This window comes from Streptomyces sp. NPDC049837 (assembly GCF_040674455.1).
GTDB lineage: Bacteria > Actinomycetota > Actinomycetes > Streptomycetales > Streptomycetaceae > Streptomyces.
This window is the reverse complement of the sequence record NZ_JBFAMP010000005.1, coordinates 439,899-452,973: the sequence shown is the minus strand read 5'-3', so window position 1 is coordinate 452,973 and position 13,075 is coordinate 439,899. Positions and strand designations below refer to the sequence as shown.

General features: G+C 74.6%; 9 protein-coding genes. 4 read left to right on the top strand and 5 right to left on the bottom strand.

Annotated features, from left to right (window positions below; genetic code table 11):
• Window positions 1-230: 230 nt before the first annotated feature.
• Window positions 231-1,094 carry a hypothetical protein gene (locus AB0J57_RS16955; protein WP_366128926.1) on the top strand — a complete coding sequence of 288 codons (864 nt, stop codon included), beginning with the start codon at window positions 231-233 and terminating at the stop codon, window positions 1,092-1,094.
• Here the strand turns inward: AB0J57_RS16955 and AB0J57_RS16950 are convergent.
• Window positions 1,091-1,792, bottom strand: coding sequence for a copper homeostasis protein CutC (locus tag AB0J57_RS16950; RefSeq protein ID WP_366128925.1), 702 nt, complete (start codon window positions 1,790-1,792; stop codon window positions 1,091-1,093). The two genes, AB0J57_RS16955 and AB0J57_RS16950, sit on opposite strands and share 4 nt — an antisense overlap.
• 246 nt (window positions 1,793-2,038) lie before the next feature.
• Between AB0J57_RS16950 and AB0J57_RS16945 the strand changes: the two genes are divergently transcribed.
• The gene (locus tag AB0J57_RS16945; protein ID WP_366128924.1) at window positions 2,039-4,291 is read left to right on the top strand and encodes a heavy metal translocating P-type ATPase; all 2,253 of its coding nucleotides are present in this window, start codon (window positions 2,039-2,041) and stop codon (window positions 4,289-4,291) included.
• Between the two features lie 44 nt (window positions 4,292-4,335).
• Here the strand turns inward: AB0J57_RS16945 and AB0J57_RS16940 are convergent, their stop codons facing one another.
• A complete protein-coding gene (locus AB0J57_RS16940) occupies window positions 4,336-6,285 on the bottom strand; it encodes an ATP-binding domain-containing protein (protein WP_366129112.1) in 1,950 nt (649 codons plus the stop codon).
• A gap of 330 nt (window positions 6,286-6,615) precedes the next feature.
• Here AB0J57_RS16940 and AB0J57_RS16935 point away from each other — a divergent pair, with 330 nt between their 5' ends.
• Window positions 6,616-6,789 carry a hypothetical protein gene (locus AB0J57_RS16935; protein WP_366128923.1) on the top strand — a complete coding sequence of 58 codons (174 nt, stop codon included), beginning with the start codon at window positions 6,616-6,618 and terminating at the stop codon, window positions 6,787-6,789.
• Between the two features lie 3 nt (window positions 6,790-6,792).
• Here the strand turns inward: AB0J57_RS16935 and AB0J57_RS16930 are convergent, their stop codons facing one another.
• The 3 genes from AB0J57_RS16930 to AB0J57_RS16920 form a co-directional block, all read right to left on the bottom strand.
• Entirely contained in the window at window positions 6,793-8,457 is a 1,665-nt protein-coding gene (locus AB0J57_RS16930) for a DNA repair helicase XPB (RefSeq protein ID WP_366128922.1), read from the bottom strand.
• A 163-nt stretch (window positions 8,458-8,620) separates the two neighbouring features.
• Window positions 8,621-8,773 (bottom strand): hypothetical protein, encoded by a 153-nt coding sequence (locus AB0J57_RS16925; RefSeq protein ID WP_366128921.1) that lies wholly within the window; start codon window positions 8,771-8,773, stop codon window positions 8,621-8,623.
• A 341-nt stretch (window positions 8,774-9,114) separates the two neighbouring features.
• Complete coding sequence (locus AB0J57_RS16920) at window positions 9,115-11,760, bottom strand: helicase C-terminal domain-containing protein (protein ID WP_366128920.1); 2,646 nt, start codon at window positions 11,758-11,760, stop codon at window positions 9,115-9,117.
• Between the two features lie 42 nt (window positions 11,761-11,802).
• Here AB0J57_RS16920 and AB0J57_RS16915 point away from each other — a divergent pair, with 42 nt between their 5' ends.
• On the top strand, window positions 11,803-12,678 hold the full coding sequence (locus AB0J57_RS16915; protein WP_366128919.1) for a hypothetical protein: 876 nt from the start codon (window positions 11,803-11,805) through the stop codon (window positions 12,676-12,678).
• The last annotated feature ends 397 nt before the right edge of the window (window positions 12,679-13,075 follow it).

Below are 13,075 nucleotides of genomic sequence, written 5' to 3'. Positions count from 1 at the left end.
CCGTCGCTTCCGCCTCTTCCGTCGCTTCCGCCTCTTCCGTCGCTTCCGCCTCTTCCGCCGCTTCCGGTGCTTCCGCCGCTTCGCGGGCCGGCGCCGTCCCTGGAGCACGCCCGCCGCTCGCCCGCGCGGTGACGGTCGTGCTCGCGGCGGCGTTCGCCCTCGGGGGCGTGGCCGTGACCGGTTCCGAGCCCGCTCCGGCGGCACCCCGTTCCTTCATCTGGGGCTGAGCGGTGGGGGATCAGCCCGTCGTCGCCGTCGTCGCGCCGCTGACCGGTCCGCGAGCCGCCTGGGGAGCAGTGCTGCTCGCCCAGGTGGAACAGGCCAGGGCCGAGGGCTCGGGCGCCTGCGCGTGGCACGTGCACGACGAGACGTCGGGGGCGGCGGCGGTCATCGCCGCCGGCGGTTATGCCGCGGTGGTCGGCCACAGCGACGGGGAACTGGCGCGTGCCGCCGTGCCCGCCTACCAGGCGGCCGGGGTCCCCTGCCTGCTGCCGTTCGTCCGGGCCGGTGACTGGCCGCTGAGCTGGGCCCCGGACGACACCGCGCTCGCCCGCACGGTGGCCGAGGGCGCGGTCGCCCTGGGAGCCGATGCGCTCTCGGTGGTCCACGACAGGGGAGACGCCTGGGCCGGTCTGGCGCGCCGCATCAGGAAGGAAGCCGCCGCCGCGGGGCTGGCGGACGGCCCGTCCGGCGCACTGGCCGTGCTCGCCGCCCAGGAACGTTTCGCGCACTTCCTGGAAGCGGCGGGCCCGGGGCCGGTACTGACCCCGGCGGACTGCGGCGTGCCCGCCTTCGCCTCCCTCGCCGCCGCGGCCCGGGGCCGCACGGTGTGGGCGGTCCACCCCCAGACGTGCGCGGTCCGGCGCGCCCGCACCGCCGTGACGGCCCTCACGGAAGCACTCTCCGACGCCCCCGCTCTGCGCGGCCCCGCCCTCTCCGCCGCCATCCGCGCACGCTCCGGCGCCCTGCTGACCGCCACCTCCGGCGTCCTCGGCGACGGCTGGCGCATCTCCCGCCTGCCCGCGGTGTGCCACCTCAGGTCCGCGTCACGGGGCACGCCGTGCACCCCGTTCGGGCGCCACGCCCGGTACTAGGCCCGGGCGTCGATCGCGTTGCGCCAGGTGCGGACCGCCGTGGGGGAGACCGGGGCGGTCCAGCCGGCGGGGCGGGCGGCGCCGCCGATGTGGAAGGCGGTGACGCCGCCCGCGAGGAGCGCCGGGACATGGTCGAGGCGGAGGCCGCCGCCGACCAGGAGCTGGGGCTCGTAGCCCGGCTCGCCGCGCCGGGCGGCGGCGGCCTCGGCCAGCAGGGTCGGTAGGCCCTCCTCGACGCCGGCCGCCGAACCGGCCGTGAGGTACGTGTCCAGGCCCGGGAGGTCGGCGAGCTGCTTGCGCGCCGCGTCCCGGCCGGCCGCCCGGTCGAGCGCGCGGTGGAACGTCCAGCGGCAGCCCTCCAACTCGGCGACCAGCCGCTCGACGGCCACCAGGTCGACATGGCCCTCGGCGTCGAGGAAGCCGAGGACGAACTCGTCGGCGCCCTCCTCGCGCAGCTCCCGAGCCACCCGTACGAGGGCGTCGATGTCGCCCGCGGCGAACCCGTCGGCCAGGCGCAGCATCACGCGCAGCGGGATGTCCACGGCGGCGCGGATCCGGCCGTAGGTCTCGCGGGACGGGGTGAGCCCGTCCGCGGCCATGTCCGTGACCAGTTCGAGGCGGTCCGCTCCTCCGGCCTGTGCGGCGATCGCGTCCTCCGCGTCGAGGGCGATCACCTCCAGGACTGCACGGTTGCTCACTGACGGCTCCATTCGCTACAGGTCTAGTCCAATGGCCAGCCTAATGCGCGTGCACGGTGAAGGCAGCCGTACGGACCTTCCCGTCGTGGCGGAAGTCCGGGAACGGCCGGTACGCGCCCGTGCCCGCGCCCGCGAGGCGCGAGCGCCGCGGTGATCGCTTGCCTCCAGGTACCCCCCAGGGGTATACATGGACTCCATCGAGTCGGCATACCCTGGACGGGTATCGATCCGCGAGGAGCAGCACTCATGAGCACCACGACGACGACACCCGGCCCCACCGCCGAGGTCGAGCTCGCCATCGGCGGCATGACCTGCGCCTCGTGCGCGGCCCGCATCGAGAAGAAGCTCAACCGCATGGCCGGCGTCACCGCGACCGTCAACTACGCCACCGAGAAGGCGAAGGTCACGTACGCCGAGGGGATCGAGGTGGCCGACCTCATCGCCACCGTCGAAGCCACCGGCTACACCGCCGAGGAGCCGGAACCCCCCGCACCCGAGGCCCACGAGGAACAGCAGCCGTCCGACGAGCTGCGGACGCTGCGGCAGCGCCTGATCACGGCCGTCGCCCTCTCCCTGCCCGTCGTCGCCATGGCCATGGTCCCGGCCCTCCAGATCGAGTACTGGCAGTGGCTCTCCCTCACCCTGGCCGCGCCCGTCGTCACCTACGCCGCCTGGCCCTTCCACCGCGCCGCCTGGACCAACGCGCGGCACGGCGCCGCCACGATGGACACGCTCATCTCGGTCGGTACGTCGGCGGCGTTCCTGTGGTCGGTGTGGGCGCTGTTCTTCGGCACGGCCGGCATGCCCGGCATGACCCACCCCTTCGAGCTGACCATCGCCCGCAGCGACGGCGCCGGGAACATCTACCTGGAGGCCGCCGCCGGGGTCACCGCGTTCATCCTGGCCGGCCGCTACTTCGAGGCCCGCTCCAAGCGCAAGGCGGGCGCGGCGCTGAGGGCCCTGCTGGAACTGGGCGCGAAGGACGTCACCGTCCTGCGTGACGGCCGCGAAACCCTGATCCCCGTCGGTGACTTGCGCGTCGGCGACCGCTTCCTGGTCCGGCCCGGCGAGAAGATCGCCACCGACGGCACGGTCGTCGAGGGCTCGTCCGCGGTGGACGCCTCCATGCTCACGGGCGAGTCCGTGCCGGTCGAGGTGGGCGTCGGCGACCCCGTCACGGGCGCCACCCTCAACGCGGGCGGCCGCCTGGTCGTCGAGGCCACCCGTATCGGCGCCGACACCCAACTGGCCCGCATGGCCAAGCTCGTGGAGGACGCGCAGAACGGCAAGGCCGCGGCCCAGCGCCTGGCGGACCGTATCTCCGCCGTCTTCGTCCCGGTCGTGATCGGTCTGGCGCTCGCCACGCTGGGCTTCTGGCTGGGCAACGGGGCCGGTCTGACGGCCGCGTTCACCGCCGCCGTCGCCGTACTGATCATCGCCTGCCCGTGCGCCCTGGGCCTCGCCACCCCGACCGCCCTCATGGTCGGCACCGGGCGAGGCGCCCAGCTCGGCATCCTCATCAAGGGCCCGGAGGTCCTGGAGACGACCCGCAAGGTCGACACCGTCGTCCTCGACAAGACCGGCACCGTCACCACCGGCCGCATGACCCTGCTCGCCGTCCACACCGCCGAGAGCACGGATGAGGCCGAGGTCCTGCGCCTGGCGGGCGCCCTGGAGCACGCCTCCGAGCACCCCATCGCCCGGGCGGTCGCCACCGGCGCGGCCGAACGCGTCGGCGCCCTGCCCACCCCCGAGGACTTCGCCAACATCGCGGGCCTCGGCGTCCAGGGCGTCGTCGAGGGCCACGCGGTGCTGGCCGGCCGCGAGCAACTGCTCGCCGACTGGGCCATCGAGCTGCCGGCCGAGCTGGAGCGCGCCAAGCACGAGGCGGAGGCGGCCGGCCGTACGGCCATCACCGTCGCCTGGGACGGCGAGGCCCGCGCGGTCCTGGAGGTCGCGGACGCGGTCAAGGAGACCAGCGCCGAGGCGATCACCCGCCTTCGGGCGCTGGGCCTCACGCCCATCCTGCTCACCGGCGACAACCGGGCCGTCGCGGAGGCCGTCGCCGCCGAGGTCGGCATCGACCAGGTCTTCGCGGAGGTCATGCCGGAGGACAAGGTCGACGTGGTCAAGCGCCTCCAAGCCGAGGGCCGGTCGGTCGCCATGGTCGGCGACGGCGTCAACGACGCGGCCGCGCTCGCCCAGGCCGACCTGGGCCTGGCCATGGGCACCGGCACGGACGCCGCCATCGAGGCGGGCGACCTCACGCTCGTACGCGGCGACCTGCGGGCGGCGGCGGACGCCATCCGCCTCTCGCGCCGCACCCTGGCCACCATCAAGGGCAACCTCTTCTGGGCCTTCGCCTACAACGTCGCCGCCCTGCCGCTCGCCGCCGCCGGTCTGCTCAACCCGATGATCGCGGGTGCGGCGATGGCGTTCTCGTCGGTCTTCGTGGTCGGCAACAGCCTCCGCCTGCGCGGCTTCAAGCCGGCGGCGTAGAGCGTGGAGCCGGTGAGGGGGCCCGCCCGGGAGGAGCGGCCCCCTCAGGCGTCCAACTGCGCCGGCAGAGGCGCCGCGTGGAGGACCGTCAGGCCCGAGACCGCCCTGGTCAGGGCGACGTAGAGCCGACGGAGGCCGGTGCGCTCGTCGGGTTCGCCGTCGACGACCGCCGCCGGCTCGTCGAGGACGACGTAGTCGTACTCCAGGCCCTTCGCCAGCGAGGCGGGGACCAGGGTCAGGCGGGACTCGGCGGTCGTCTCCTCGCCCGGCGACAGCCAGGCCAGGCCCGCCTCGCGCAGCGCGTCCGCCAGGACGGGGACGCGCGCGTCCGCCGCGATCAGGCCGATGGAGCCCTCGTGCCGGAGCGAGGCGCGGCACGCCGACACCACCGACGCGGTCAGGTCCTCCACGTGGCGTACCTCCAGTGAGCCCGGCGACTCACGCACCGAGCGCACCTCCGCCAACCCCGGCGACATGTGCGGCAGCAGCCGCGAGGCGTACGCGATCACCTCGCGCGGCACACGGAAACCGGCCGTCAGCTCCTCCACCACCGCGTCCGGCTTGCCCAGGTGCGCCAGCGCCTCCGCCCAGCTCGCCGTCGCCCACGGCGTCGTGCCCTGCGCCAGGTCGCCCAGCACGGTCGCCGAACCGGTCGAGCAGCGCCGCCCCACCGCCCGGTACTGCATCGGCGACAGGTCCTGCGCCTCGTCCAGGACCACATGGCCCAGCGACGGCGTGCGCTCCACCAGGTCGGCCGCCTCGTCGATCAGCACCGCGTCCGCCGCCGACCACTTCGCCGACTTCACCGAGCGAGGCGGCTTGGCCCACAGGATGGCCTTCTGTTCGTCGGCGTCGAGCAGCCCGTCCGCGTGCTCCGCCAGGAAATCCGCGTCGGACAGCAGCCGCAGCACCAACTTGGCCGGGTCGACGGCCGGCCACACCGCCTTCACGACCGCCTTCACCGCCGCGTTCCGCGCCACCGCGTCCTGCACCCGGTCGTCCGGCGCCTCGCCCGCCTGCTCCATCCGCACCAGCACCGCGTGCGCGATCCGCTGCGGCAGGGCGTCGCGCGCGGCCCCGTACCGGATGTCCCGGTCGAGCAACTCGCGCACGATCTCCTCCAGTTCGTACGCGGGCACCCGCCAGCGCCGCGAGCCGCGCACCACCATCAGCGGCTCCGTCGGCAGCGTCACATGCGACCGCACCGCCCGCCGCAGCACCTCCGCCATCCGGGCGTCGCCCTTGACCACGGCCGCCGCCGCGTCGTCGGCGCCCCGCACCTCGACGTGCGCCACCAGGTCGTCGACCGTCGCCTGCTTCACCTCCAACTCGCCCAGCGCGGGCAGCACCTGCTCGATGTAGTGGAGGAAGGAGCGGTTCGGCCCGACGACCAGCGTCCCGGTTCGGGCCAGCCGCTCCCGGTGCGCGTACAGCAGGTACGCCACCCGGTGCAGGCCCACCGCCGTCTTGCCCGTCCCCGGGCCGCCCTGCACGCACACCGAACCGGACAGGCCGCTGCGCACGATCTCGTCCTGTTCGGGCTGGATCGTCGCCACGATGTCCCGCATCGGGCCCACGCGCGGCCGTTCGATCTCCGCCTGGAGCAGCTTGGACGCCCGCTCCTCCTCCGCCGGATCGGACAGGTGCTCGTCCTCGTACGCCGTCAGCTCCCCGCCCGTGTACCCGAACCGCCGCCGCAGCGCGACGTCCTGCGGGTCCTTCTTCGACGCCCGGTAGAACGGCTGCGAGACCGGGGCGCGCCAGTCGACGACCATCGGGTCGCCGTCCGCGTCGTGGACGTGCCGCCGCCCGATGTAGAACGTGTGGCCCTCCTGCGTGGTGTGCAGGTAGTCCAGCCGCCCGAAGAACAGCGGGGTGTGGGAGAGGTCGGCGAGCGCCTTGATCCGCTCCTCGATCTGCGACGACAGCACGGCGGCGTTGACCCAGTTCGCGGTGACGTCACGGATGTCGAGCGCCTCGACGTCCTCGCGCATGGCGCGCAGGGCGGCGCGTGAGGCGGCGAGGTGGGCGCGTTCGCGCGCGAGCGGGTCGGTGGGCACGGCGGAGCCTCCGTCGGTCGTACGGATGTGATGGCGGGGCCGACCGGTTTCCGACCGGAGGGCGGCGCTCCACGAACGGGAGGCGGGCAAGGCGGGCGATTCTAGTCAGGCGCCGGGGGGAGGAGCGAGCGAATATCCGGCCCGGTGCCGGACCCGGTGTCCGACCCGTAGGGGATGCCGTATGCCTGGAGTCGTACGCGGGCGGCACCGGGGTTCGGTCTGCGGACCGATGTACCGCCCCGGCACGGAAACCATCATGGAGACATGACCACAGCCACCCTCCACAACGCGCCCGGCGCCACCGCCCTCGGCGCGACCCGGCACCACGCCCACCGCCTCGGCAACGCCCTGCGTGCGATCAAGGTGTTCGCCGAAGCGGCGTTCGGCGTGGTCGTGCTCGGCGAGTACGCCGAGGAAGCCGGCGTCAGGCGGCGCTGAGCATCACGCCGTGAGATCCGGATCGGCGTCCTTGGACAGCAGCTCGTCCGCGTCCACGATCCGGTACGCGTACCCCTGCTCGGCCAGGAACCGCTGGCGGTGCGCCGCGAAGTCCTGATCGATCGTGTCCCGGGCGACCACCGAGTAGAAGTGCGCCTGGTGCCCGTCCGCCTTCGGACGCAGGACGCGGCCGAGGCGCTGGGCCTCCTCCTGCCGGGAGCCGAAGGTGCCGGACACCTGGATGGCGACCGTCGCCTCGGGCAGGTCGATCGAGAAGTTCGCCACCTTGGAGACCACCAGCACGCTGATCTCCCCGTTCCGGAACGCGTCGAAGAGCTTCTCGCGCTGTGAGTTCGGCGTCTCGCCCTTGATCACCGGGGCGTCCAGGTGCTCGCCCAGCTCGTCGAGCTGGTCGATGTACTGGCCGATCACCAGGATCTGCTGGCCGGCGAACTTCCGCACCAGCGCCTCCGCGACCTTCTGCTTGGTCGCGGTCGTCGCGCAGAAGCGGTACTTCTCCTCCGTCTCGGCGGTCGCGTACGCGAGCCGCTCCGACTCGGTCAGATTGACGCGGACCTCGACGCAGTCGGCGGGCGCGATGTAGCCCTGCGCCTCGATCTCCTTCCACGGCGCGTCGAACCGCTTCGGCCCGATCAGTGAGAAGACGTCCGACTCGCGGCCGTCCTCCCGTACGAGGGTCGCGGTCAGTCCAAGACGGCGGCGGGCCTGGAGGTCGGCGGTGAACTTGAAGACGGGCGCCGGCAACAGGTGCACCTCGTCGTAGACGATCAGACCCCAGTCGCGGGAGTCGAACAGCTCCAGGTGGGGGTAGATGCCCTTCCGCTTGGTCGTCAGCACCTGGTACGTGGCGATGGTGACCGGGCGGATCTCCTTCTTCGTCCCGCTGTACTCGCCGATCTCGTCCTCGGTGAGCGACGTCCGCTTCACCAGCTCGTGCTTCCACTGGCGGGCCGAGACGGTGTTCGTGACCAGGATCAGCGTCGTCGCCTTCGCCTGTGCCATGGCCCCGGCGCCGACCAGCGTCTTGCCCGCGCCACAGGGCAGGACGACGACGCCCGAGCCGCCGTGCCAGAAGCCCTCGACGGCCTGCTTCTGGTACGGGCGCAGCGCCCAGCCGTCCTCGGCCAGGTCGATACGGTGCGCCTCGCCGTCCACGTACCCGGCGAGGTCCTCGGCGGGCCAGCCCAGCTTGAGCAGCGTCTGCTTGATCTGGCCGCGCTCGGAGGGGTGCACGACGACCGTGTCCTGGTCGATGCGCGCGCCGACCAGCGGCTGGACCTTCTTGGACCGGAGCACCTCCGCCAGGACGGGCCGGTCGGTGGTGGTCAGGACCAGCCCGTGCGTGGGGTGCTTGGTGAGCGTGAGCCGCCCGTAGCGGGCCATCGTCTCGGCGACGTCCACCAGCAGCGCGTGCGGCACGGGGTACCGGGAGAACTCGACGAGCGCGTCCACCACCTGCTCGGCGTCATGCCCGGCCGCCCGCGCGTTCCACAGGCCCAGCGGGGTGACCCGGTAGGTGTGGATGTGCTCGGGCGCGCGCTCCAGCTCCGCGAAGGGAGCGATGGCACGCCGGCAGGCGTCGGCCTGCTCGTGGTCGACTTCGAGCAGGAGTGTCTTGTCGCTCTGGACGATCAGCGGTCCGTTCACGCCTCACCCTTTCCTGGCGGCCTGGGACTGTGGCCAAACATCCAGTGTTACGCATCGGCGGAGCAAGTAGCCGGGTCACGGCCGTCTTCCCTGTGATGCTGCTCACCGGCCACGCCCGTTCCTGACGGGTTCCGTGACCGGTGAGGGGTGAACGGGCGGCGGGTCAGATCAGGGGGCTGGTGAAGAACGGGCCCTCGACCTGGATGTCGGCGAGCGGACCGTTGATCGGCGGCAGCGTGGAGGCTGCGGCGGGGGTGGCGAGGGCGGTGAAGAGAAGGGCGGTGCCCGTGAGGAGGAGGGCGAGACGTCGGCTCATTGCGGCTCCTTTCGCGTGTACGGCGCCGGGCCCGCACCGTCCGTGGCGGTGCGGGCCCGGTCGCGTCGGGGGACGGGCGGTCAGACAACCCCGAGGGCCGTCGCGAAATCGATGCCGACGGCGGCGGCCTGGGTGGTGAGCGCGGACAGGAACGCGGTGGTGGTGAGGAGGACGGTGGTGACTCGTCGCATGGGGCGACCCTTCCTGTGGTGCTGTTCGGGACGCCCCGTGGCTGCCCGCGCCGCGCCGGGGCAATGCGGAAGGTCCCCCTGGGGTGGGGTCTTGGTCACTCACGGGCGGTAAATCCGCCGCCCGCGCGCATGATCCGGGCCCGGGCGGGATCAGGTCGCGTCGTCGGCGAGCTCCGCGACGCCCGTGATGCGGTGCAGCGGGTACGTACGGACCTCGTCCGCCGTGTGGTCGTACGCCGTGACGAAGCCGCCCTCCACCCGTACCGGCGCGATGACGCGCTGACTGGCGGTGCCCTCGGCGTTGACGTAGCCGATCCAGAGCACCGAGCCGGTCATCGCGGCCGCCTGGACGGTGGCGAGGGTTTCGGCGGCGGAGGTGCGGGGCGGTTCGCCGTTCGCGCCGGTGGCCGGCTCTTCCTTGCGGACGACCGTCGAGGCGAGGTCCCCGGCGCGGATCGCCTTCACGGCGGCGCCCAGCAGCGTGGCGTCCGGCTCCGGCGGGCCCTCCGGCACCGGCGCGGGCGCCGTGCGCGCCGGGGTGCGGTAGGCGTGCGCCCGGGTGATCAGGACGTCGCCCTCCGCCGACTCGGCCGCCGGGGCGAAGCCCATGGACCGCAAGCCCTCCAGCAGCGTCGCCGGGTCCGCCTGCGCGGCCAGCACCGTCGGCGCGAGGCGGCGCAGCCGCAGGGCGGCCGACCGCTTGTCGGCGAGGATCTCGCCCAGCACGGCGTCGTCGTCGCAGCGTACGTAGGCGGAGGCGGCACCCACCCGGAGGTGGCCGTGCCTCCGGGCGACGTCGTCGATGAGGTACGCGAGCGGCTGCGGAACGGGCGTACGGGAGTGGGCCGCCAGGAAGGCGTGCAGATCGGCCGCCGCCTGCCCGGCGTCGAGGGCGCGGCGTACGGAGGCGGGCGTGAAGCGGTACACGGTGGCGCCGCCCTTGGACTCCACGTCCGCCGCCACGGCCAGCATGTCGGCGAGCGGCCGCTGGAGGGGGCCGGGGGCGACGGCCGTGAGGTCCGCCTGGAGCAGGACGTGGTCGACCGGCTCGGGCAGCAGCGGTGCGAGGAGCGCGGCGGCGCCCGCGTGGGCGGCGACGGCGGCGTGGGCGGGGCGGCGGCCGTTGAACGTCCCGGAGTCCGGGGCGGTGGAGGCGTGGGCGTGGGCGGGGCCATGGGCGTGGGCCCTGTCCGGGTGCTCCTGGGCGTGCCCGTCCGCGCCGTGCCCGGCCGCCGGGACCGGGTGGTCCGTGCCCGGGGCCGGCGCGCCCGGCAGCAGGGCCCGGCCGTGGGCCGACAGGGCTCCGCGCCCCGTCACGCCCAGCAGCTCCGCCTCCGTCAGCGTCCAGCTCGCCAGCCTGGCGCGCAGGTCGGCGCCCTGCTCCTGCGCGGTGCCCCGCAGCGGGCGCTCCCACCGCAGCCGGGCCAGCAGCGTCTCCGGGTCCGGCGACGCCCCGGCCGGGAGCCCGGCCAGCAGCGTCAGCACCCGGTGGCGCACCTCCGGCGCGGCGCCCCGGTCGAGGCCGGGCCCGAGCACCGCGAGGGTGCGGCCCTTCGTGTCCTGGGTGCCCACCAGGCCCGGCGTCCTGGTCGCGGCCAGCCACACCCCGGCCAGTCGCGCCCACCGCTCGGCGGCCGGCAGGCCGAGCCACTCGTCGTACTCGGGCGTCAGCGCGTACCGCTCGTCCGCCTCCCCGTCCGACGCGATCAGCCCCGCCCCGTACGCGACCTCCAGCCAGAACGCCGCCACCTGCTCGGACGTCTCCAGCGCCACCGCCGTCCGCTTCAGGTCCCGTACGGACATGCCGCCCGCGCGCAGCACGGCGGGTCCGCCCTCGTTCCACTCCTTCGCGAGCTCCTCGATGGTCGCGAGCGCGGTGTACGCCTGGCCCGCCGCCGTGCTGTCCACAACCTGTGGACGGTACTCACGGGCCGGCGTGACGGCGGGCGCCACCGGCTCGGGCGCCCGGTGCGCGCGCCCGGCGCGCAGATGCAGCGCCGCCTCGCGCGGCAGCACCACCGTGCGCGCCGTCGCCGGCAGCAGCAGGCCCCGGTCGCGCAGCCAGCGCACCGGCGGCGCCGGGTTCGGCGTCACCTCCCCGTACGGCGGCCCCCACACCAGCCGGTCCAGCACCCCCAGCGCCTCCACCGGCGCGGTGTCCAGCAACGCGCCCATCCGCTCCCGGTCCGTGAACAGCTCCGTCAGCGCGGCCACCGCCGACACCGGATCGTGTGTCGTCGGCAGCCCGGCCGCCGCGATGATCTCCTGGAGCCGGGTCGGCGACATGCCCGCCGTCGCCTCCGCGACCGTCGGTCCGAGCCCGGTGGGGGAGGGGTGCTGCGGGGAGGGCGCCAGCAGTTCGCGGGCGGTCCGCACCAGCCGCAGCCGGTCGTCGTCGCCCCACACCAGGGCCTGCCCGCGCAGCACCCCTACCGCCCGGGCCAGCGCCGCCTCGACGTCCGCGTCTCCCTCGTCACCGGCCATCAGCCCGAGCAGCAAGGGGTACGGGGCCGGGTCTGGGGCCACCGCGAGCGCCTCGGCGGTCTGGAGCGTGAACCGGTCGAGCCGCTCCAGCGCCCGGACGACGGACGCGCGGGTCCCGGCGCGGGTGGCGAGCTGGGTCAGGTCGCCGGGCACGGGAACCAGCAGGTCGGGGCGGGCGCGGAGCAGCGCGGTCAGGCCCTCGTCGCCGCGTGCCCGGAGGGCCTCCGCGAGGGTGCGCGGAGCCGCCGTACCGCCATTGCCTTCGGTTCCTGCGGCCACGTGCGCCTCCCGATCGAGCTCACCGGTCCCCATCCGGACCACGTTAGCCCCTGCGCAGGCGCTAACGTCGTGACGGTGGGGATCGAGAGCGACCAGTTGGTCTTCGACTATCTGAGCCGGGTCGGTGACCTGGCCCAGCAGCGGCAACTGTCCTCGCAGACGCGGATGCGGCTCGTGTCGTCGCTGCGCAGCGAGATCGACAGCCGGCGCGGCGAGGACGACAGCCCGGCGGCGGTACGCGGCATTCTCAAGGCCCTCGGCACGCCGGACGAGGTGGTCGGCGCGGCGGCGGGCGCCGCCGGTCCGGCGCGTCCCGCCGTACCGGTGCAGCGCACCCCGAGTACGCGGCCCGAGACGCCCGCGTGGGAGGCGGCGAGCCCGCACCTGGCGGGGATGGACGAGCTGGGCGACGGGGCGTCGGCGGGTCAGCCCGACTGGTGGCGCGTCGAGGAGGACGCGCTGCCGCCCGGCTTCCGGGGCGGGGTGGAGATCCCCGACATGCTGAAACCCCCGCCGAAGGCGGAGGAGGGGGAGGAGGCTGCGGAGCCGGAGCCCGTGTCGCCGGCCGTGTCGCCGGCACCCGCGCGTCGCCGGCTCTCCCTGTCGGGACTGCGGCTCGGGCACCCGATGCTGGTGGCCGCCGCCGTGCTGCTCGTGGCCGGCGTCATCCTCGGCTCGTGGCTCGCCCTCGGCGGCGGCTGGCTCCTCGCGTACGGCTCCCGCCGCCTCAGCCGTACGGAGGCGAAGCTCGCGGTGTTCGGCCTGCCGGGCGCGGTCGCGGCGGGCGCCGCGGTATGGCTGTGGGGCCGCCTCGACGGCCGCTGGGGCGACCCGATCCCCCCGGGCGGCGACGCCCTGAGCGCCGCGCTCACCGCCACCTGGCCCTGGACGCTCCGCACCGCCGCCCTCGCCTCCGCCCTCTACCTCCTCTGGCGCGCCCGCCGCGCGTGACGCCCCGGGGCGGCGCCTGCCGGTGGGTGGGTGTGGTCCACGCCCTGGTGGCCGTCCCCGTGGGCGGCGCCTGAACCCGGTGGGCGGGGGGCGGGGCCCCTCCGGGCTCACCTCCTCGAGGCCGGCGGCCTTGGGTTACGGGTCCTTGGGAGCCCGGCCTTCGCCGCCAACCTCTGCGGGGGCGACCCTGCACGGCCCCACCCCGGCCGTCGTGCGTCTGCGGGCCGGTTCGCCGACCGTTTGTGGGCATTCGTGCCGCTTGGGGGTCCCCCAGGACGAAGTCCTAGGGGAGGCACGGATGGGCGCCAACAGGGAGCCTGGGCGTGGCGCCCCGCGGCGCGAAGCTGCCGCGGCGGGGGGTGCGGGGGCGTCAGCCCCCACGAACAACTACCTCCCC

Excerpts from the sequence above, each read along its gene's own strand:
- AB0J57_RS16940 (WP_366129112.1), bottom strand. The coding sequence starts at position 6,285 with ATGCGCGAGGACGTCGAGGCGCTCGACATCCGTGACGTCACCGCGAAC.
- AB0J57_RS16945 (WP_366128924.1), top strand. The coding sequence starts at position 2,039 with ATGAGCACCACGACGACGACACCCGGCCCCACCGCCGAGGTCGAGCTC.
- AB0J57_RS16925 (WP_366128921.1), bottom strand. The coding sequence starts at position 8,773 with ATGAGCCGACGTCTCGCCCTCCTCCTCACGGGCACCGCCCTTCTCTTC.
- AB0J57_RS16920 (WP_366128920.1), bottom strand. The coding sequence starts at position 11,760 with ATGGGGACCGGTGAGCTCGATCGGGAGGCGCACGTGGCCGCAGGAACC.
- AB0J57_RS16935 (WP_366128923.1), top strand. The coding sequence starts at position 6,616 with ATGACCACAGCCACCCTCCACAACGCGCCCGGCGCCACCGCCCTCGGC.